The 20,016-nt window shown below is 59.4% G+C and carries 15 protein-coding genes; 6 read left to right on the top strand and 9 right to left on the bottom strand.

Translation table 11 applies throughout. The features are described from left to right. Nucleotides 1–125: 125 nt before the first annotated feature. The 3 genes from KIO76_RS16370 to KIO76_RS16360 all read right to left on the bottom strand — a co-directional run bounded on the left by KIO76_RS16370 (nt 126) and on the right by KIO76_RS16360 (nt 4,942). Nucleotides 126–1,412: a porin gene (locus KIO76_RS16370; RefSeq protein ID WP_213324259.1), complete on the bottom strand. Its 1,287-nt coding sequence runs from the start codon at nt 1,410–1,412 to the stop codon at nt 126–128. A 642-nt stretch (nt 1,413–2,054) separates the two neighbouring features. After that, nucleotides 2,055–3,407: a porin gene (locus tag KIO76_RS16365; RefSeq protein ID WP_213324258.1), complete on the bottom strand. Its 1,353-nt coding sequence runs from the start codon at nt 3,405–3,407 to the stop codon at nt 2,055–2,057. 776 nt (nt 3,408–4,183) lie between these two features. After that, on the bottom strand, nt 4,184–4,942 hold the full coding sequence (locus tag KIO76_RS16360; protein WP_213324257.1) for an SDR family NAD(P)-dependent oxidoreductase: 759 nt from the start codon (nt 4,940–4,942) through the stop codon (nt 4,184–4,186). A 357-nt stretch (nt 4,943–5,299) separates the two neighbouring features. Between KIO76_RS16360 and KIO76_RS16355 the strand changes: the two genes are divergently transcribed. The 6 genes from KIO76_RS16355 (at nt 5,300) to KIO76_RS16330 (ending at nt 12,627) form a co-directional block, all read left to right on the top strand. Next, the gene (locus tag KIO76_RS16355; RefSeq protein WP_249729620.1) at nt 5,300–6,040 is read left to right on the top strand and encodes an ATP-binding cassette domain-containing protein; all 741 of its coding nucleotides are present in this window, start codon (nt 5,300–5,302) and stop codon (nt 6,038–6,040) included. After that, nucleotides 6,040–7,080 (top strand): ABC transporter permease, encoded by a 1,041-nt coding sequence (locus tag KIO76_RS16350; protein WP_213324255.1) that lies wholly within the window; start codon nt 6,040–6,042, stop codon nt 7,078–7,080. Before KIO76_RS16355 ends, KIO76_RS16350 begins: the two co-directional genes overlap by 1 nt. A gap of 66 nt (nt 7,081–7,146) precedes the next feature. Next, nucleotides 7,147–8,097, top strand: a complete 951-nt coding sequence (locus tag KIO76_RS16345; RefSeq protein WP_213324254.1) for a sugar-binding protein — start codon at nt 7,147–7,149, stop codon at nt 8,095–8,097. Nucleotides 8,098–8,252: 155 nt separating this feature from the next. Beyond that, nucleotides 8,253–9,335: a substrate-binding domain-containing protein gene (locus tag KIO76_RS16340; protein WP_213324253.1), complete on the top strand. Its 1,083-nt coding sequence runs from the start codon at nt 8,253–8,255 to the stop codon at nt 9,333–9,335. A gap of 224 nt (nt 9,336–9,559) precedes the next feature. Beyond that, nucleotides 9,560–11,854, top strand: a complete 2,295-nt coding sequence (locus tag KIO76_RS16335; protein WP_213324252.1) for an ABC transporter permease — start codon at nt 9,560–9,562, stop codon at nt 11,852–11,854. Next, complete coding sequence (locus tag KIO76_RS16330) at nt 11,851–12,627, top strand: ATP-binding cassette domain-containing protein (RefSeq protein ID WP_213324251.1); 777 nt, start codon at nt 11,851–11,853, stop codon at nt 12,625–12,627. The genes KIO76_RS16335 and KIO76_RS16330 overlap by 4 nt, the downstream gene beginning before the upstream one ends. 43 nt (nt 12,628–12,670) lie before the next feature. Here KIO76_RS16330 and KIO76_RS16325 read toward each other — a convergent pair whose 3' ends face one another. From KIO76_RS16325 to KIO76_RS16300, 6 genes are all read right to left on the bottom strand, one after another. Continuing rightward, entirely contained in the window at nt 12,671–13,663 is a 993-nt protein-coding gene (locus KIO76_RS16325; RefSeq protein WP_213324250.1) for a dienelactone hydrolase family protein, read from the bottom strand. 118 nt (nt 13,664–13,781) lie between these two features. After that, nucleotides 13,782–14,819 carry a LacI family DNA-binding transcriptional regulator gene (locus KIO76_RS16320; protein WP_213324249.1) on the bottom strand — a complete coding sequence of 346 codons (1,038 nt, stop codon included), beginning with the start codon at nt 14,817–14,819 and terminating at the stop codon, nt 13,782–13,784. A gap of 859 nt (nt 14,820–15,678) precedes the next feature. Further along, nucleotides 15,679–16,479: an N-acetylmuramoyl-L-alanine amidase gene (locus tag KIO76_RS16315; RefSeq protein WP_213324248.1), complete on the bottom strand. Its 801-nt coding sequence runs from the start codon at nt 16,477–16,479 to the stop codon at nt 15,679–15,681. A 348-nt stretch (nt 16,480–16,827) separates the two neighbouring features. Further along, complete coding sequence (locus KIO76_RS16310) at nt 16,828–17,421, bottom strand: hemerythrin domain-containing protein (RefSeq protein ID WP_213324247.1); 594 nt, start codon at nt 17,419–17,421, stop codon at nt 16,828–16,830. A gap of 325 nt (nt 17,422–17,746) precedes the next feature. Then, the gene (locus tag KIO76_RS16305; protein ID WP_213324246.1) at nt 17,747–18,484 is read right to left on the bottom strand and encodes an acetoacetate decarboxylase; all 738 of its coding nucleotides are present in this window, start codon (nt 18,482–18,484) and stop codon (nt 17,747–17,749) included. Between the two features lie 53 nt (nt 18,485–18,537). Then, nucleotides 18,538–19,707 carry a patatin-like phospholipase family protein gene (locus KIO76_RS16300; protein WP_213325296.1) on the bottom strand — a complete coding sequence of 390 codons (1,170 nt, stop codon included), beginning with the start codon at nt 19,705–19,707 and terminating at the stop codon, nt 18,538–18,540. Between the last annotated feature and the right edge of the window lie 309 nt (nt 19,708–20,016).

Here is a 20,016-nt window from a genome sequence, read left to right as displayed (position 1 = left end):
ACTCAGGTGGGCGAGGCCTCACGCAAGCTGAGCTATGAGCGAGCTGGCATCTCACAAGCAAGGACGGCGACCATGTCGGGTCGCCATCCTGAAACGCCGAAAAAGGTGAGCCTCGCAGGCAGCCTTCAGAAATCGCGCTGGAAGCGCAGGCGCGTCTGCCACTGGTTCTCGGAAGACTTGTAAATCGCAGTGACGCCATTGTCGTAGACAAGCGTGCGGCCGTTCGGGTCGAGCTTGGTGTAGAGGACCTCCAGGCCGATATCCATCGCGCTCACCGGCGACCAGATGAGATTGGAGCCCACAGTCCAGGTATTGAAGTCGTTCAATCCGTTATAGGTGGAGGTGACCGCGCCCGAATAATTGACCTTGGTGTAGCCTCCAAACACGCTCTGGCGGATATTCGGCGTCCAGTAATGGAGCATCGCAGCAAGAGCGTTCCAGCCCTTGGTCTTCTTGATGTCTCCGTTGACGATCGCCCCATCCGTGGCGATGGTGGCCAATGGCCCGATGGCTTGGTCGCCATTGATGCCGATATAGCTGAGCGCACCATCGGTGTAGGCTGCCTGTAGCCACAGGTAATCACCGGCGGCGAGCATGGGGAGCTTCACCTTCACGCCGCCTTGCAGAGCAAAGCCATAGGTGGAATCGACCCGGCTTGCGAAAACGTTCGAGCCATAGATTGCGCCGGAATTAAGCTGATGGACCGCGCCGGAGAGCTGCGCCGAGCCCCACTCCTGATCCACGAGCAAATTGCCCACGACGTCCGGCATGCGCTGGCCGGCGACATCATAATAGCTCGTTCCGACATTGCGCTGATTGCGGTCTTCCAGCGCGATGGTCGCCGAAAAGCCCGAGCCGAATGTCGCGGAATAAGCCAGCAACTGGGTCTGGCCGTTATCGGAGCCGAGCGAGCCTCCGTAGTTCAGATCATTGGCGTAGAAATCAAAGAACGATTGGGCAACGCCGGCTGTGAATCCCGCAAACTGAATGAAGGCCTTGTCGAGACTTGAATCCGTGACGCTACCAGCCGGGATGCCCAAGGCGCGGTAGGCCCCCGACGTGCGGGTCAGCTCAAAGCGGAAGAAGGCGCGGATCGTACCCCATTCGGACGACGAACGCGCATCAACCTCGAGGCGGCCCCTTGCTAAAAAGCCGGTTGCGTCCGCGTAACGACCGTTGCCGGGCACCGACCACTTGGGCTGCGCGTAGAGATATTCGGCGCGAACATAGCCGCCGACCTTCAAGCAGACATCGCCACCCGGGATGTAGAAGAAGCCCGCCCCGTGAATCGAGCAGACCCGGACATAATCGACAGGCGCCGCCTTTGCCATCGGCAGATCGGCGGCCAGGCCTTGCGACATGACGGAAAAAGCGGCAACAGAGCTCAAAAGCACAACAGAAGCCAAACGCATTAGAGTCTCCCCCAACGGCAAAAGGCCGTAGTATCCAGACTGCACTTTAGGTGCGAATTCCGGCGCCAGTCGATTAAAATCGTCTGCTAAATCCCGCAAAACTTCATATGCTGCAAATTGGCAACATGTATATGAGTAATAAATATTCATTTATAACGAAAAAAGCCCAATATATGAGCATTCACGGCTCAGACAATGTAATATTCATGTATTATCTTCGGAAAAATCCAGATTCTCGCCTATGAAATGATCGATCCGGCTTTACTGGGAGAAATTTTCTCAATGGTTTGAACTTTGTACCTTTAACCTAAAGTAAAGAAAACGACACATCTTGATTAAACGAATCGCTCATCAAGTTATCGTGTTTTTGACATAATAAAGATTTATGAATGGCTTCGGAGAAATTTGGATAATATATTTAGCTGTGCCAAATTGTTTATTTGGGAACGATATCGTCACGGTGGATAGGGCGCGCTAATGGGGCCGCCCCCGCAGGCTTCCAGCGACGGCGGAAGCAGAACGAGCGCCCGTCCAGCCCCCGCGTGTCAATCCCATTCCGGCTCACGGAGCCGCTGACTCGATAATAAAAAAACCCCGGTGCTTAGCACCGGGGCTCGGTAAACTCAGCGAGTTCAGATGGGATTAGAAATCGCGCTGGAAGCGGATACGTCCCTGCCACTGATCCTCAGAACCCACAAGGCCGACGGGCGTCGCCCAAGTCCGCTTCGTGTCATACTTGGCGTAGAGCACTTCCACACCGATATCCATAGCCTTCACCGGCGACCAGATCAGAGCTGAAGCGACCTGATAAACCTTCGCGTCGCGGAAGTAACCTCCCGCGGCAACGGGGCCAGAGTAGTCGATCGCAGTGTAGCTACCCCAGAGCGTCGAGCGCAAGCTCGGCGTCCAGTAGTGCAAGAAAGCACCGAGGATATTCCAACCCTTCGTACGCTTGATTGTATCGTGGTATCGAACGGCATCGGTCATCGGCAGGTAACCGGTGTATTCACCCACGACCGGGCTGCCCGTCACGCCGAGGTAGCTCAACGCGCCATCCGCATAAGCGGCCTGCAAACAGAGCTGATCACCAGCTGCGAGCATCGGCAGGTTGATCTTCACACCGGCTTGCACTGCATAACCGTATTCATCATCGATACGGCCGCCCCAATGGTTGAGCGTACCCGTGTTCAGCTGGTGGACAGCCCCCGACAGCTGAGCAGAGCCCCAACCCTGATCGACACGGAGAACACCGACGACGTCAGGCATGCGCTGGCCAGCGGGATTCCAGCCGTAACCAACCGTCGTGACATTGCGCTGGTTACGATCTTCTATTGCGATGGTTGCGGAGAAGCCGGAACCAAAGGTTGCGGTGTAGGCGAGAAGCTGGGTCGCGCCGTTATCCGAGCCGGGGATGAAGCCGTTGGCCGTGCCCCAGTTCAGCGATTCAGCATAGAAATCGAAGAACGACTGCGCGACACCGGCCGTGAAGCCTGCGAACTGGATAAACGCCTTATCCAAGTTCGAGGTCGTGGTGCTGCCCTGGTTGCCCGCGACGGTAAAACCTTCAGCCGTATAAGCCGCCTGTGGACGATAAACGCCTGAATCGCGGGTCAGCTGGAAACGGAAAAAGGCGCGGACAGTGCCCCACTCGGAAGACGTACGCGCATCGACGTCGAGCTGAGCACGGCCACGGAAGCCGGTGGCATCGCGATAACGGCCGGTGCCAAGTCGGTTTCTGCCGGGCATTGCAGTCAGCGGGCCGTTCTGGAACGTATTCAGCGGCTCTTGATACTGGAACTCGGCACGGACACGACCACCGATCTTGATGCAGGTGTCGCTGCCTGGAATGTAGAAGAAGCCCGCGCCGTGGACCGAGCAAATGCGAACATAGTCGACCGGCGCAGCCTTCGTCATGGGAAGATCTGCGGCTTGAGCCCCGGCAACCGCGGCGAAGCCGGCGGCGCTACCGAGTAGAAGGCTCTTAACGAGCTTCATTCTGACCTCCAAAAAATCGAGACCCCATTGGGAGCAGGCTTAATTTCGAAGCTCGAGAGAAAGCTGAACTTCGAAGGTACCCTTTTCCCCGCTTTCTTGCGGGTTTTCCCCTGATCACCCGCTCCCCGGAGCCGTGCCAGCGGTTCAACCCGCGATGCGTAACGGGTGCTCCCCGACGCCTCATTACCATGCTGGACGGACGCTTCAGGTTCAATCGGATCCAAATCAAAGTAGCAATATTATCTGTGTTTTCTGACTAAATGTTGCATAAACGACACCTTAATCGCCCGGCTAGCGGCCGTTTCAGTCCGCTCGAGCGCTCGTCGATAAGATGTCGCATTGCACAATCCACGTCCGCATTCTCAACGCCTCAAAAATGCAGCGTCACCGCAGCACGGTTTGGAGAATCAAACTCGCCTCTACCCGCTTGAGTCAGCCGCATGGTTCTTTTTGCCGCGAGCTGAACGTCATCGCGCGCCGACCGGTACTTATCTATGAGCACCGTGGACGACGCACGACTTCAAGAACTTATGTCGAGGGGACTGTCGGCCTGATAGCCGCACAAACGCGAAGCCGCACAGCCACTTGGAAGCTGCCTTGGCTTTACCAATCTGACCTGCGAAACACGGGGGCAACGCCTGAGCCGCCTTGCGAATCGCCGAGTTGCTTACAATCTAGGGTTGCGCATTCGCCGGCGCTTTGCATTTTGCGCATAAGCACCGGCAGCCAAGGCCGCGCCACGCGGGAGCCAGCCTGTCGTGGGCGCTGGTTCCCGTCTAGACCCAGCCCCCGTCAACGACATAGTGCTGATTGGTGCACGCTGACGCTTCCTCCGATGCGAGAAATACGGTGAAACGCGCCAATTCGTCGGGAACCAGCTTGCGCTTCAAACACTGTCTTCGCATCAGTTCCTCTTCACCTTCCGGGGTCAGCCACTTCTCGATCTGCCGCTCTGTCATGATCCAACCCGGTGCTATGGCATTGACGCGGATATTGTCAGGCCCGAAATCGCGGGCAAGCGACCGGGTGAGGCCGAGAACCGCCGATTTCGAAGCAGTATAGACAGCCATATTTCCCTGTCCGACCATCCAGGACGTCGAGCCAAAGTTGATGATAACTCCGCTCTTCCTGGCTTTCATGTCCGGCAGAACCGCCTGCGCGGCAAAGAACTGGTGCTTCAAATTCACGGCGATGCGATCGTCCCAATAAGCGGGTGTGACCGTTTCCGTCGCGTGGCGCTCATCGTGAGCAGCGTTATTGATGAGAATGTCGATGGGGCCATACTGACTGCGTATCGCGGCAATCGCCGCGACGAGAGCGTCAATATCCGTTACGTCAGCCCTTTCGAAATGGACAGAACCGCCTGCTGCGCGCAGTTCGTCTACAAGCGCGCGGGATTCCGTCTCCTTTATATCAAGAAAGCCTACGCTGGCGCCTTGGCTCGCGAAACGCCTCACTATGCTCGCCCCAATACCGGAGCCGCCACCGGTTACCACAACAGTCTTGCTAGCTAGATCAGGATAGATTGCTGACATGGGCTGCCCTCCTTCTCGCCGGCCGAAATCGAGCCGGCCTCAATTCTGATGATCGCCTCTCAAGAGGCGGCGAAACCCCGCCGCACGTCAACCCCGGGCGCACCGCGTGCCCCATAAATCGACGGCATCGTCGCCTCTCAGATTGCTCGGCGACCTCATATTTAACAGAAGTATCATGATCTTAATCCAGAGCGTCTCGATCTCGATCCGGCAAGACGATAGGATAATATGCCTGATGGTCGAACGTCATTATTCTGCGCTATTGGACCAAATGAGGGCTTGCGGAAGCCAGAGCCTTTAGGCATCGTCACATCAACGCGCCCACTGAAGGCCATCAACCAGATTAGGGAGAGACACTTGACGCTCCTGAGACTGCAGGGGGTGAGCAAGGAATTCGGCGCCATACGCGCCTTGTCGGAGATCGACCTCACGGTCGCGGCCGGCGAAGTCGTGGGCCTGATGGGCGATAATGGCGCTGGGAAATCTACGCTCGTAAAGATCATTGCGGGCAATTTCCCACCCTCTCACGGCACGATGGTCTTCGATGATCAGCCCATGCATTTTTCGCGTCCGATCGATGCACGCTCCGTCGGCATCGAGGTGGTCTATCAGGACCTTGCTCTCGCCGATAATCTGACAGCCGCAGCCAACGTCTTTCTCGGCCGTGAACTCAAGCGGCGGCTGGGGCCTGTGATGGTTCTCGATCATGCGGCGATGAACAAGCGCGCTTCGGAACTGTTCCAGGAACTGAAGTCGGAAACGCGCGCCGATGATCTCGTACGGCAGATGTCCGGTGGCCAGCGCCAGGCCGTTGCCATCGCTCGCACGCGGCTCAAGAAGGCCAAGCTCGTGCTGATGGACGAGCCGACCGCGGCAATTTCGGTGCGCCAGGTCGCAGAGGTGCTCGATCTGATCCGCCGCCTGCGCGACGCTGGTATCGCGGTGATATTGATTTCGCATCGCATGCCGGATGTCTTCACCGTTTGCGATCGCGTTGTGGTGCTGCGGCGCGGATCCAAGGTGGCTGATAAGCCGATTGGAAGCTCGAGCCCGGAAGAGGTCACCGCCCTTATCACCGGGGCCAAGGAGGCCGCCTGATGGACGATTTATCGACGGCCGGACGACATACGAGCGAAAACGGTTTTACCAATGTTGGCCGCGCGGCTTGGTGGCAGCGCGGCTTTTTTGCGTCGCAGACGGCCTATGTCGTCCTGGCCTTCCTCATCATCACCATTGCCATCTCCTTCGTGGCCGACAATTTCCTCAGCCCGGAGAACCTGCTGCGCACATCGCAGAACTTTTCTTATGTCGGCATCGTGGCGCTCGGTGCGACGCTCGTCATCATTACAGGCGGGATCGACCTTTCGGTCGGATCCGTCATGGCGCTGACAGCAGTCGTGACGATGATCGTCATGAAGTGGATTGCGGAGACAGCACTCGGCTTCGTCTCCATGCCTCTTGCGCTGCTCATCGGACTGGCGATCTCGGGCTTCATCGGGCTCGTGAACGGCTTACTCATCGCGCGTCTCAAGCTTTCGCCGTTCGTGGTGACGCTCGGCATGCTGTCGATCTGCCGCGGGCTCACCTATGTGATCACCAAAGGCCGCAGCCAGGCACCGGGAGGACCCGGAGTCGATACATTCTATGCCCTGACCAACGGCAAGCTGTTCGGATTGCCCATCCCGCTCGTTTATCTTCTCGTCGGGGCGGCGATCATGGGCTTCGTGCTGCATCACACGGCAGCTGGGCGCCATATCTTCGCAATCGGGGGCAATGAACGCGCCGCCGCCTTGACGGGCGTTGCCGTGGAACGCGTCAAGATCGGGGTCTACGTCGCCTGCAGCGCCACCGCCGGCTTCGCCGGCATTCTCATGTCAGGCTGGCTTGGCGCGGCGCAGGCTAACCTGGCTACAGGCTACGAACTCACCATTATCGCCGCCGCGGTGATCGGTGGCGCAAACCTCGCCGGTGGAACGGGCGGGCCCGTTGGTGCGATCATCGGCGCCGCGCTGATAGAAGTCATCCGCAACGGTCTCGTGCTGGCCGGCGCGGATAGCTACTGGCAAACCGCAATCATTGGCATGATCATCATCTTCGCCGCCATCGTCGACCGATTAAGGAGCCTCCGCGCGGCTTGAGCAGGCCGCCGGCACATACGTCACAGGGGCACGATAAGCCTCACGCGCAAGGTAGGGAGAGAAATGATGAAACGCTTTCTTTTAGCGGCTCTCGCAGCAGCCGCCATCGCAGCGCCGGCTCTAGCGCCGCCCGCTGTGGCTCAACAGACAATGCGCTTCGCCATTGTCCCGAAGGCGATGAACAACCCGTATTTCGACCTGTCACGCGACGGGTGCATGAAGCGCGCGAAGGAACTTGGCAACGTAGAATGCATCTACAAAGGGCCGATCGAGCACGAGCCCGCAAGCCAAGTGCAGATCATTCAGGATCTCATCACGCAGCGGGTGGACGGATTGGCGATCTCAGTGTCCGATGCCGAGGCTGCAGTCAATGTCATCAAGCAGGCGCGCGACGCGGGCATCGCCGTCATCACCTTCGATGCGGATTCACCGAAGTCTGCGCGCCAAGCCTATGTCGGCACGGACAACAAGGAAATGGGACGCCAGCTCGGGCGCGAGCTTATCAAGCGCAAGCCACAGCCCGGCGCGTTCATCACCCAATCCGGAGGACCGGCCGCCGAGAATCTGAACGAGCGGCTTGCCGGCCTCTATGAAGTGGTGAAGGCGGCGGGCTGGAAGGAAGCCAGCGGATCGCCGAGCTACTGCAATGACGACTCGGCGCTCGCTGTTCAGCAGCTTAGTGACATGGTCACGGCCAATCCCGATGTGGATGCGGTGGTGCCGGTCGGAGGATGGGCGCTCTTTGCTCCCGAGGCCTACAAGGGCTTCGTGAATGCCCACAAGAAAAACTACGAGAGCGGCAAGCTCGCACTCGTGATGCCTGACACTCTCAAGGTGGAGCTTGAGCTCCTGCGCGACGGCTACGCCAATGTGCTCGTGGGACAGCGTCCCTTCGAAATGGGCGAGAAGGCGATGGACATCCTGTTGGCGCTGAAGAAAGGCGAGAAGGTCGAGCCGATCACCTATGTTGGCCTTGATGTCGTCACCAAAGACAATGTGGCCGAGTTTCTGAAGTGAGCCATCGCGAAGGGAAAGGTCAGCTCTCCCTTCCGCGCCGCACAAATTGCAAGTATCGGGATCCATCCTGCAAAAGATTAGTGCAGCATAAACATGTACAGGCACGGGCAGCGTTGTCCGGCGCTTTATCAAATGACCTGTTGGGGAGGCATCAAATGAAAACCTTCGCTCTTGCCACCGCGCTTGTGGCTGGCGTTTCCTTGGGCAGTGTTGCGGCCCATGCTCAGTCCGGCGCGCTCTCGAAGGCCGTGGGTGGTTATTCCTTCGAAGACGCAGCGAAGGAATCGCCAGATACTAAGAATTTCAACTCGAAGGATGGCAAGCTGACCTTCGCCATCATAACCCATACGGCTGGCAACGGGTTCTTCGACCCCACATATGTCGGGGCAAAAGCAGCGGCCAACGCCTTCGGGATCAATCTCATCACGCTCGGGTCGGAGGCGCCTGTCGACGACATTCCGCGTGAGATCGAGATCATCAACCAGGTGATCAACGACCCGACGATCGACGGCGTGATCATGACCACGCCGCAGTCCGGCGCCTACGACGACATCGTCAAGAAGCTCCAGGCCAAGGGCATCCCGGTCGCTACCACCAATTCGTTCGATCCTAATCTCGCCAGCCGTTCGCAGATATCTCATACCGGGCAGGACGCCGGCGCAGCCGCAATCGGCGGTGAGGCTCTGGCGCAGTGCCTGATCAAAAATGACGTCAAGGGCGGCAGCATCATCTTTCCATCAACCACCACTCTCGGCAATGTCGAGGTGAACAACCGCATCACCGCCGCCTTTCAAGCCACGGTGAAGGCGCTGAACGCGGCAGGCAAGCTGAAGGATTTCAAAGTCGACGCCGGTCCTCAGAACATCGGAATTGACGTCGACAAGGACAACATCGTGGGCTCAATCGTGACCCTGATTGAAAGCCGCAAGGATGTTGTCGGCGCCTTCGCCGCCAATGGCTTCGTGACCCCGGCCCTTGGGGATGCCATTAGCCAGCTCAAGCTGAACGGGAAGGTTTGTGCCTTCGGCTTTGACCTAGGCCCGAAGCAGCAGGAGCAAATCCGGACGGGCGCGCTCACCGGCTCGCTCGGTCAGCAGCCCTTCTTGCAAGGCTTCTGGCCGGTGGCGCAGCTCTATCTGCAGATCGACCGGGGCATTTCGGCAGCCAACCTGGACACGCGCGCCCAGCTTGTGACCAAGGACAGCGTCGACAAAGTCGGAAAGCGCTTCGAAAACTGATTGATTTCCGCAAGAGCCACAGCTGCACCGATCAGCGTGGCCTTGCGAGCGCAACAAACAGGCGCGGGGCGATCGATGCGAGCGGCAAGAGCCCGCCAATCCCGGCAGCTTTTGCCGCCTCGTCCTGCTTCGATCGGCTCGCTGCTGATATGTCGAACGCGCCCCTTGCCGAGGCGTGTTCGTGATGGCGGCCCCGCGCCAGCGCGTTTGAGAATGGAAGCTGTATGTCGCTTGAAATGACCGCCGGCCCCACCCCACGTGGACGGGTGAAGTTGCCCTCGCAGTTGCTGGGCAGCTGGGAGGCCGGCCTTCTCGCCTTTATGGCCCTGCTCTATCTGGCGGGCGTATTGATCAACCCCGCCTTTTTCGGCACGACTGATGCAATTTCGGCGGTTCTGCGCGACACGGCACGCTTCGGGGTCATGGCAGTTGGCATGACCTTCGTGATCGTCAACCGCGATCTCGATCTTTCGGTCGGATCGACACTCGGGCTCGTCGCTGTCAGCTTCTCGATCCTGTTCGCCCCGACGCATCTCGATATCGATGCGGGCACAGCCACGGCGATCTGCCTTGGCCTTGGCCTTCTGGTCGGGTTGATCAACGGTGTCCTCGTCGCCATTCTGCGCGTTCCGCCCTTCATCGCGACGCTGACGATGCTGTTCATCGGGCGCGGTGTTGTGCTCGGGCTAACCGGTGGCAAGACCATCGGCTACGACATCAAGGCGCGCGACTATGGCTTCTTCGCCCTGGGCGAAACCAACGGACTCGGCTTCAACAACCAGATCCTTATCTTCCTGCTTTTCGCGGCCGTCGGCGCCCTGCTGCTTGCGAAGACCCGCATCGGCTACGAGACCTACGCGACAGGCGGCAATGACCAGGCTGCCCAATACGCCGGCATCAACACACGCTGGGTGCGTGTCCGTGCCTTCATGCTGTCTTCCTTCTGCGCGGCGGTGGCCGGCCTGATGAATGTCGCCCAGGACAAGGGCGTGACATCGCAATACGGCCAGGGTGCGGAGCTCATCGTCATCGCGGCCGTCATTGTTGGCGGCGCCTCGATTGCTGGCGGGCGTGGTCGTGTGCTCGGCGCATGCCTCGGCGCGGCGCTGGTCGTGCTCATTGACAAGGTGCTGCGGGAAGGAGTGCCGACGACGCGGGTCATTGATGTTGGCGGTGTCAAAATGGAAGTGGCGGCGATGGCGCAACTGCCGCCCGGCGCCGTACCAGCGTTCCTTGGCCTTCTGCTGCTGGGCGCCGTGTTGCTTGAACCTCTGGTTGTACGCGGCAACGTGCTGGGCCGGCTGAAGGGTTGGCTGCTGCGGCGTGACGTGCCGGCTTCCGCAGATAGCGGCGGTATTGCGATCGTGGGTGTTAAGACCATGGGCGCGGCGAGCGATGCACGCGGTGTCGGCCTGCGTGGGTTGCGTGCTTTCCTGCACCGCCGTGACGCTGCGGCCATTATCCTGATGGTGGTGTTGTGGGCGGCTGGCTTCTGGCTGCGACCGGATTTCTGGGGTTCGCTTGACAACTCCTTCAACCTGCTCTTGGCGTTCACGGAGATCGGCCTGCTGTCGCTTGGCCTCACCTATGTCATTGCCAATGGCGATATCGACCTTTCGGTCGGCTCGGTGCTCGCCCTCTCGGGCGCGGTCGCGGCCTTCACCATGAAGGAACTTGGCGGTGATCCCGCAACCGCCGTGGTACTGGCGCTTGCCGCTGGGCTTGCCTGCGGGCTGTTCAACGGTTGGCTCACTGCCAAGATTGGCATGCCAGCCTTCGTCGCAACGCTCGGCATGTTCTATATCGCACGCGGGCTGGCCGCCTGGCTTGTCTCCGGGCGTCAGCTGTCGGGCTTTCCGGAAGCCTATAATCTCCTCGGCCGCAACCTTTCGGTCGTGCTCGAATCGTTTGGCGTTCATGCGACAGGAGCCTTTGCCGCAGTGGCGCGTGCGGTCAGCGTGCAGACCCTGTTCCTAGCTATCGTCGCTATCCTCGCCGCGGTTGTTCTCGGGGCCATGTCCTTTGGCCAGAAGGTCTATGCCACGGGCGGCAACGAGCGGGCGGCCAGCTACGCGGGCATCAACACCAAGCGCGTGCGCCTCCTGTCGCTCGTGTTCTCCTCGCTCTGTGCGGCGGCGGCCGGCGTCATCTATGTCGCCTATTATCGGAGCTTCAATCCGGCCGCTGGCCAGTTGCGCGAGCTCGACGCGATAGCCTCGGTGATCATTGGCGGTGGCTCGATCTTCGGCGGCTATGGCACGATCATTGGCTCGCTCGCCGGTGCGGCTGTCATAACCCTCATCCGGGCGCTGCTGTCACTGCAGATTTTCCTCAGCGATGGCTCGTCCTTCGTTATGCCACAACATTGGATGAACGTATTCATCGGCCTCATTCTTTTGGCGGCGGTAATCGGTGACATCTGGTTCCGGCAGAACAACATCTTGGGAGAATGGAAGCGGCGGCGACAAGCCCGCGCCCAGGCCCGTCACGATGCCCGCGCGGCAGGAGTAGCAGCATGACCACCCCGATCATCACGATGCGCGGCATCATCAAGACTTTCGGCGCCGTCCAAGCCCTGCGGGATGTCGATCTCCATCTCATGCCGGGTGAGATTCTCGGCCTCGTGGGCGACAACTCCGCAGGCAAATCCACTCTTATGAAGGTCCTGACCGGTGCTTACACGCGCGACGGCGGCGATGTGCTCGTGAATGGCGAGATCACCCACTTCAAGAGCCCGCATGAAAGCCGTGATCTTGGGATCGAAATGATCTATCAGGATTTCGCGCTCTGCGGAAACATGGACGTCGGACAGAATATCTTTCTCGGCCGCTGGCCAAGGCGTTTCGGCCTCTTCGTCGACCGGCCGAGAATGTATGAGGAGGCCCGGGCGGTCCTCTCCCGGTTAAAAGTGGACGTCAACTCCGTCTTCCAGAAAGTCGAGAGCCTCTCTGGCGGCCGGCAGCAATCGGTAGCCATTGCGCGCGCCATCTCCTTCAATCCGAAAGTCGTTATCTTCGATGAGCCCACCGCCAATCTGTCCGTCATGGCGACCGAACGGCTGCTCGAGACCATGAGCGAGCTCAAACGCCAGGGTGTTGCGCAAATCATCATCTCGCACCGCCTCACCGATATCTTCGAGGTCGGTGACCGCATTATGGTGCTGAAGCGAGGCGAGAATGTCGGTGATCGCTACATCGCCCATACCTCCGAACGTGAGGTGCTGGAACTGATCGTTTCCGGTACACGCGAGACGGCATTGACAGCGGATGAAGCCATGAAGAAGGCAGCTTAGGCAAAATTGCGATGCTCCCTTGTCAGGCAGGCGCAGGTCCTTGCTATTGCCGCTTCAGCAGGAATGTCTGGACTGCACGGTCCACGATTTGGCCGGCCTCGGCGCGCGCCGAGGGATTGCCCCCGTAGGAAGCCCCGCGCTGCATGCACGAACGTAAATAGGCACCGATATCGCTTGGCGGGACGACCAGGCCTGTGTCCCAGCGCCGCGCCACCACCGGGTCAAGCGCGATATCGAGGCCGCAGTCCCGCGCAGTTTGAGCTCGGGGCAGATAGCGCACCGGCGTCGGCAAATCAAAGCCATGATGGGCGCCGGTGAAGACGAACATCTCCACCGGGGCACCCTTGCTGCGGAGAAAATCCACGTAACGACCACAATGAGCTGCGGGCGTGTAGTCATCGTCGCCGCCGAGCAGGAGGAAGACAGGCGCGGCCGACACCTCCTCCGATTTGTAAGGAATCGAGCAAGATGAATAGAAGGCGATGTGCAATGCAAAGCGCAGGTCATCGTCGATGACCGCCCGCCGGAAAGGCTCGAGCGTCGTATACAACGCTATTTGACCGCCCTTTGAGTATCCGACGATTCCGATGCGGTCACGGGCGATGCCAGGATGAGAGCTGAGCAGCTTCAACGCAGTCAGTGCATCGGTCACGCTCGCAGCCAGTGGAAGCCTGCTCTGATCATCGCCGGTGCTTGTGAAGCCGCGAGGCCCGAAGCTGTCGACCACGAATGTCGCCACGCCCATCTCATTCAAACGTGCCGCCCACTCATTCTCACGTCCCGGAAGAATGCCGCCACTGCCGTGCATGATGATCATCGCAGGTGCGGGCGTCTGCGACGTGGTCGGAATAACCAGCTGACCGGTGATCGTCGATTGTCGCCCGCCACCGGCCATCATCTCGGTGGGGCCAGTCGGTGTTCGCGAGGCGAACGCAATGGTACCGACGCGCCCATCTTTGAGATCGGAAACTGGCGCAGCCTGGCATAAGCCCACCGCGGCCACGCACAACAAGAACCCCGCAACAACGGCGCGCATTCGGGCCTCCTAGCCAGGTTATTCCATTGCAATCTCTCATCGCAATCACGACGAATCTAAGGCTCAGCCCGAGCCTGCCTCCAGCCCCGCAGTTGTGGCCAAAGACGGCGATGGCGGGCTATGGCAGGTTGTCGCGGAGGAATATGTCGATGCGGATGCGTTCTTGCTCCGCGATGATCGGCTCGCCGCTGCAATGCGCCAGCAGAATGCGGGCGGCCGAACGGGCCTCGTGTCCCGGATCCTGATTGATGACAGCATCGATCACGCCGTGCAGCAGGAGGCGTCTCGAATGGCCGGTCAATTCGTGGCCAACAATGATCAGGTCCTGATCGCGCCGAGCCGCTCGGACGGCCGCTGCCAAACCTTGCAGACCGGCGCCCGCGTTATAGAGCCCCACCAGATCGGGATTACGGGAAATGATCTGTTCGACGACCTTTTGAGTCAGGGCGATATCGTCCCTGCCCTCCTCCGCGGCGAGCACGCGAAGGCCCTCGAACTCGCCGGAAACGACCTGGAAGAATCCCAACAGGCGTTCAGCATGGTCGCGCAACGCCAGAGAACCGGCAACCACACCTATGGTCCCCTTACGCCCGGCCGCGAAGCGACCGAGCAGCGCTCCTGCCGTGCGTCCGGCCGCCGTATTGTCGATGCCGACATAACGCAGCCGCCTTGAGGCCGGTGCATCTGACACCAATGTAACCACGGCGACGCCTCGCCCGACGAGATCATCAATCGCTGCTCTCACGCGCGGATGGTCAAGGGCAACAACCGCGACGCCTCGGTACCGCGTGTCGAGCGCTTCCAGCGCCTGCGCCAGAGTCTCGGGGTCGAAGACATCGACGCGCCGCACGTCGATGAAAGCGCGCTGGCCCGCCAGCCAATCGGCCGTCGCAGCGATCTGTTCCTCAAGGAGACGCATGAAGCTGTTGCTACCAGCGGGCATGATGAAGCAGAAGCGGAACGTCTCATTGCGGGCAAGTCGCGCCGCCAACGGATCAGGCCGATAGCCCAACCGATCGATGGCAGTCTGCACCCGCGCCATCGTGCGAGCCCTGACACCCGGCCGACCATTGAGGACGCGGTCCACTGTGGCGAGCGAAACACCTGCCTCGTCAGCGACATCCTGGAGTGTGACTCGTGCTATGGGAACAATCATGATGTCCCATGCTGCCCTCATTGTTTGAGGTGCGCAACTCATGCGCCATCGGCCCCAGGAATGAAACAGATCTCGACGCAAATTCCAATTTGCATGGGCGCTAGAGTTTACCCACAAAGCGCCCGCATTCGGCAATGCCGCCTGTGCCTTATCCGCAACACACGCAACAAACATCAGCATGTCGAGCATGATCATGCGCGCGCAATGCCACTGCGGTACGACGTCAACGTTGCATCCGCATAAAACAGCTATTCGGCTATAGGTTTATTCCATAATGGGTTTTCGGCGGGAGAGGCATTCTGGCACCTTGGCTCGTGCGTCACTCTCCAGATCGCGCCGTTTGGGTGCCATGCATACAGAGCATAGATTGACACTTGCAACCTTTGCGCCAGCGAAGTAATGTTGCGTTGCGATATGGCGATGTCATGTCGCTGCCCTCCTTGGGCGTTTCCTCCCTAGACTTGGGCCGCGCGTGTAGCGCGGCCTTCTTTCTTTTTAGGGAGGGCAGCGACTATGTCCGCCGACCGGTCTATACCGCGCGGCTCCCTCTGACCCCGAAAAAACCCTCTACAAGAGCAAGACCGCCCATCCTGGTTCGGGGGCGGTCGTGCTGTTTCCTCCTGCGACTTGGGCGCAGGGCTATAGTTGCACACGAAACCGCAGCGCATGGCAAGCGGAAATCAGCGCTTTCTTCCTATTTTTTGCGGATCGCTCTAAAACCACTCTCAAATGCGCGATGGATGCGGTGGGAGCCCAAAATCTTCCCAGAAGCGGACGGGAAAGCGGCATTATGCGCAGAAAACACCGCGGGCGGCGAAAGAATTGTTGCTAACACAGGGGCGAGCGCCTCAGGCGGCGATCACGCCGGCCTTAGGGCAATCAGATCGCGCAACGTTGTCAATGTCGAGCCATCCGCGATCCCGTCGACACGCGAGGGCCGGAAATGGCGTTGGAAGGCTGTAACGACCGCTTCCGTCTCTGCGTCGTACACGCCCGTGATCGTGATGCCATAGCCATACAGCGCGAACATGGCTTGGACGGCCTCGATCGGCTGCCCCGTGTCCCCCGGGCTGAAAAAGCGTCCGCCTGCGATTGGAGCGGGACGGACCCAATGCCCGACTCCCGCCTCATAAAGACGTTCCCACGGAAACACCTCACCCGGATCCGACTTGCGTACCGGGGCAACGTCGGAATGGGCAAGAACGCGGTCCGCGCGGATTCCCCAGCGTGTAACGATGTCTCGGGAAAGGGCGACGACCGAAGCGATCTGCGCCTCGGGATATGAAGGCATGCCGCCGGGGTGGCCGGGATTCGCGATTTCAATGCCGATCGACGCTGAATTGATGTCCGTCTCGCCCTGCCAAAACGAGCGACCGGCGTGCCAGGCGCGCCGCGCCTCGGGCACGAGCTGCAGAACATGCCCATTCTCGAATACGAAATAGTGGGCTGAGACCTCCGAGACCGGGCTGCACAGCCGGTTCAACGCCTCCCCGGCCTCCGGCATCCCGGTGTAGTGCAGAATGAGCATGTCCGGCGCGCGGACGCCATCGCTCTCGGGGGGCACACCCTTGATGAGGCGCTCACCGTGGTTGGGAGAGGCGAAAACCTTCGCGGCAACGGGACTATCCGGACGTGGTAGGCGGCTCGGCGGTTCGGTCATCAGCAGGCGTCTTCCTAGGAAGGCATTCTTCGCGCATAGCGGCAGGCACGCTGGTGTCCCATATGACCCGCCCGGCCGCAACCTGTGGCAAACCGCCAAGCATCTCACACAGCTCGAGAATGTGGTCCTTCTCGATGACTTGGAATGATAGCGAAGACCGATGGCCGAAGCACCCGGCCATCCGAGATCCCTTGATTGACGACTCTCATTGGTAGACGGAGGGCGAGAATCACTGTTCTCGCTCACGCCCTTGCGGCCCTCTCGGGTGCACTCCAACATCGGCGGATGCCAGGTCCTTCTCTCGCCTCTCCGTTCTAGCGAACCGGTTTCGCCGAATTCGAACGTGCGCTAATGGGGAAAGTAAGACGGGGCGCTATGCACAAGATGAGAGCCTGCAAAGGCCCGCGAGCGTGTACGCCGTGAGCGAAAATCACGTCCGATCCACAGGCGATCGCAGAGCGTCAGACGCTGGTGGGCGATGGGCAGTATGATGCCGTTCTCAAGCGCCAGGTGCGCTTCTGCCAGAAAGATCAGCTTCAGCAAGTCAGCCCGGAGCGCTACCGGAAGTTGCACACAGCCATTCTGACGGCAGTTTGCGAGTTGCACCATGACCACGGCGGCGGCATCCTCCAGAACTGAGTGCTCCCCCAGCAACTGCCTGATCAGCGGTTCCATGTTGTCCTCGCGGCGTTTGCGCTGGAACAGCAAAGGGAACAAGCTCTCCTCCTCATCAGCGCGATGAAGCGGGGCATCGACTGTCAAAGGACGTACAACGCCGGCCACGGTTGCAACATCGATATTCTGGTCCTCGATGGCCCGGATGATGCGATCGAGGTTCGCTCGTTGGCGAGCGTGCTCCACAAACAATATATCGACCGGATCAGTGCAAAGATCGAGATCGGCTCTCGACATCAACGCGCAGGAGAGGCTTTCCGATATCATGACTACGCTTTCGCCCTCAGGGCATGGCCGAGGCAGCACATCCCTGGAATTTGATATCCGAGGGTGAACGCAGCTTCCCGATCAGAACACGCCCAAATTATCGATAAGGAGCGGCCAAAACTTCAAGAACCGCCGCGATCGCAAAGCATTCATGCGATCATCCAATCATAAGGCGAATTTTTGAAAAGTTACAAAATGATAACAGCCGCAGAATGCCGCCATCAAACTTGCATTTTGTGCACGACTGCGAGGTAAGCATCGCTGAAATAGCGCGTCTCCGACCCGCGGCGCTCTGGACCTGCGGCTTCACAAGCGCGTGTGCGCTTCAGCGCAAGTAGTCGTGCACGACCTTGCCAAGCCCCAAAGTCAGATCCGCGATGATGTGGACCGCCGATACGACCTCCAGTACGGGCAGTTCGGCAACAGGCGCCAGCGCATGGGGCTCCAACGACAGTGCCGCAGGGCCTGACCACGCTCCTTCTATCGTGACATCTTCGAGATAATACTCGACGATCTCGCAGATGCGAGGCGACCCATCGACATGCGGAACGATCTTCAGGAGAAAGTTTGGCGCCAGCAGCGCTGCTTTCACCGTCTCCTCCGGCACGACCTTGTGCTTGTACCCCATAGTCCCGGTGGCGACCCGGACTGGGCCATAGTCGAGCGTGCCAACAAGCGTATCGATCTCGGCGCGCAGGACCGGAGATGCGAGCTTCTTGGGGAAACCCCAAAGCTCACGCCCGCCGGCGATCGGTGGATGGTCGTTCAGGAACATACAATGCGTGTAGCCGCCCTTCCGCCCCTGGAAGGAGACAGGAATGACCTGTCCGGTTTCGGTATAATCGCCAAAGCCAGTGGAATTGGGCATGCGGATGAATTCGTACTTCACGACCGGCTCGGTGATTTCCAGCGGTTCCGGCACCAACGCCCTCAATCGCTCGGGGTCCGTCCGATACGTGATGATCATGTATTCGCGGTCCACGAAGCGATAAGGCCCGGGCGGATAGGCCGGGCTTGTCAGAGGCATGGCGAAAGCCTGTTCACGCACTTCATGTTCTTTCATGACGCACTCCTCAATCCAAGACGGCCGTTCATACACAGGGTGCGCGCTACCGCTCAGTCGTAGCCGCTCGTCGCACAGTCGAAGGTCATCACGCCCTCGATATTTGTCGGGCGCTGATAGATTTCCTCGTGTCGGAGGGAGCGGACAGCATCGTGATATCCCGCGCGCCAATGCTCTTCCATGCTCACGCGAGAAAATTCGTAATCTTTGCTATCACCCTCATAGTTTTTCGATCTGTAAATAAGATGAACTATGTTATAGACGTGGCGATCAGATGCGCCTTTCAAGATATCGTAATCAGAACCAGTCTTGTATTCATCCGGCAAAGTGGCAAGAAAATCCGCCAGTGTCACACGGAGCCGCTGAATGCGCTTGAATTGATCGGTGCTTGCACGTGTTCGGCTAGAGAACTGCACTTCTTTCTGCCGGACAGAGACCTGCGTCAAATCAGCGGGGAACTGGCCACGCGCGCTCCAGAGATCCACCTGGAAAGCCAGAGTGTCCTGCCGCGAGTTCTGCACGACCCACTGCAGCGGTGTGTTGGAGACGAGGCCACCATCCCAGTAGAATTCTCCGTCAATCTCGACGGCTGGAAATCCGGGCGGCAGCGCGCCACTCGCCATGATATGCTCAGGGCGAATGACGTGCGTGGCCGTGTCGAAGTAGGAGAAATTGCCGCTGCGGACGTTGACGGCGCCAACGCTGAGCCGCATCCCATCGTGGTTCAACCGGTCGAAATCAATGAGACGCTCCAGAGTGCCGCGCAGCTCGCTCGTATCATAGTAGCTCGTCGCCTGGGGAGATCCCGCCGGCATCATCCAGGGTGGCGGATAGCGCGGCGTAAAGAACCCGGGAGCACCCCCAGAGAGAGCATAGAGGGCACTATACTGGTTGAACACGCTGCGGGCCGCATCGCCACGAGCCGCCTTCTGAGCTACCGGCGTCAGGAAATCCCAATAAGGGCGTGCGGTTATCTCTTCCCAGAATTGGCGTAGCTTGCTCACTCGCTCATTCGGTGCGTTGCCAGCGATAATGGCGGAATTGATCGCTCCGATAGAGATGCCGGCAATCCAGTCCGGATGAAGCTCTGCCTCTGCCAGCGCCTCGTAGACGCCCGCTTGGTACGATCCAAGCGCCCCACCCCCCTGGAGCAATAGGGCAATGGAATCAAACGGCGGTCGCTGGAGCGTTCTATGGCTCTTTCTCAGCCCTTTTTTCGGCATGGCCAACTCCTCTCGCCACCTGCAAGTGCGTTCATAACAGACCACTAGCGCTATCGATTAAAGGTAGCGTGACTTGCCCTGACGAAGCTAGAGACACTTGGTAAGTATGGTTGAGGAAAGAGTTAATAGCAGGCCTATTGAGAGAAGCGAGACATAGCTACTTCGCCACACCATCCCAAACAAAAAACCCCCGGAATGACCCGAGGGCTCTTGTGGCCATCAACTGAAGCCTCTGATATAGGCGCCACGAGCAATATGCCTATACACAACCGGCCCAAATGCGCACCACGCATTCAGGAGAGAGCTGCG

It is taken from the genome of Chelatococcus sp. YT9 (genome assembly GCF_018398315.1).
In the GTDB taxonomy this organism is placed as follows: domain Bacteria; phylum Pseudomonadota; class Alphaproteobacteria; order Rhizobiales; family Beijerinckiaceae; genus Chelatococcus.
This window is presented reverse-complemented; position numbering and strand designations above follow the sequence as displayed.

Bases quoted from the DNA above. Each gene is read 5' to 3' on its own strand.
- KIO76_RS16370 (WP_213324259.1), bottom strand. From the start codon at position 1,412: ATGCGTTTGGCTTCTGTTGTGCTTTTGAGCTCTGTTGCCGCTTTTTCC.
- KIO76_RS16365 (WP_213324258.1), bottom strand. From the start codon at position 3,407: ATGAAGCTCGTTAAGAGCCTTCTACTCGGTAGCGCCGCCGGCTTCGCC.
- KIO76_RS16360 (WP_213324257.1), bottom strand. From the start codon at position 4,942: ATGTCAGCAATCTATCCTGATCTAGCTAGCAAGACTGTTGTGGTAACC.
- KIO76_RS16350 (WP_213324255.1), top strand. From the start codon at position 6,040: ATGGACGATTTATCGACGGCCGGACGACATACGAGCGAAAACGGTTTT.
- KIO76_RS16345 (WP_213324254.1), top strand. From the start codon at position 7,147: ATGAAACGCTTTCTTTTAGCGGCTCTCGCAGCAGCCGCCATCGCAGCG.
- KIO76_RS16340 (WP_213324253.1), top strand. From the start codon at position 8,253: ATGAAAACCTTCGCTCTTGCCACCGCGCTTGTGGCTGGCGTTTCCTTG.
- KIO76_RS16335 (WP_213324252.1), top strand. From the start codon at position 9,560: ATGTCGCTTGAAATGACCGCCGGCCCCACCCCACGTGGACGGGTGAAG.
- KIO76_RS16330 (WP_213324251.1), top strand. From the start codon at position 11,851: ATGACCACCCCGATCATCACGATGCGCGGCATCATCAAGACTTTCGGC.
- KIO76_RS16325 (WP_213324250.1), bottom strand. From the start codon at position 13,663: ATGCGCGCCGTTGTTGCGGGGTTCTTGTTGTGCGTGGCCGCGGTGGGC.
- KIO76_RS16320 (WP_213324249.1), bottom strand. From the start codon at position 14,819: ATGATTGTTCCCATAGCACGAGTCACACTCCAGGATGTCGCTGACGAG.
- KIO76_RS16315 (WP_213324248.1), bottom strand. From the start codon at position 16,479: ATGACCGAACCGCCGAGCCGCCTACCACGTCCGGATAGTCCCGTTGCC.
- KIO76_RS16310 (WP_213324247.1), bottom strand. From the start codon at position 17,421: ATGATATCGGAAAGCCTCTCCTGCGCGTTGATGTCGAGAGCCGATCTC.
- KIO76_RS16305 (WP_213324246.1), bottom strand. From the start codon at position 18,484: ATGAAAGAACATGAAGTGCGTGAACAGGCTTTCGCCATGCCTCTGACA.
- KIO76_RS16300 (WP_213325296.1), bottom strand. From the start codon at position 19,707: ATGCCGAAAAAAGGGCTGAGAAAGAGCCATAGAACGCTCCAGCGACCG.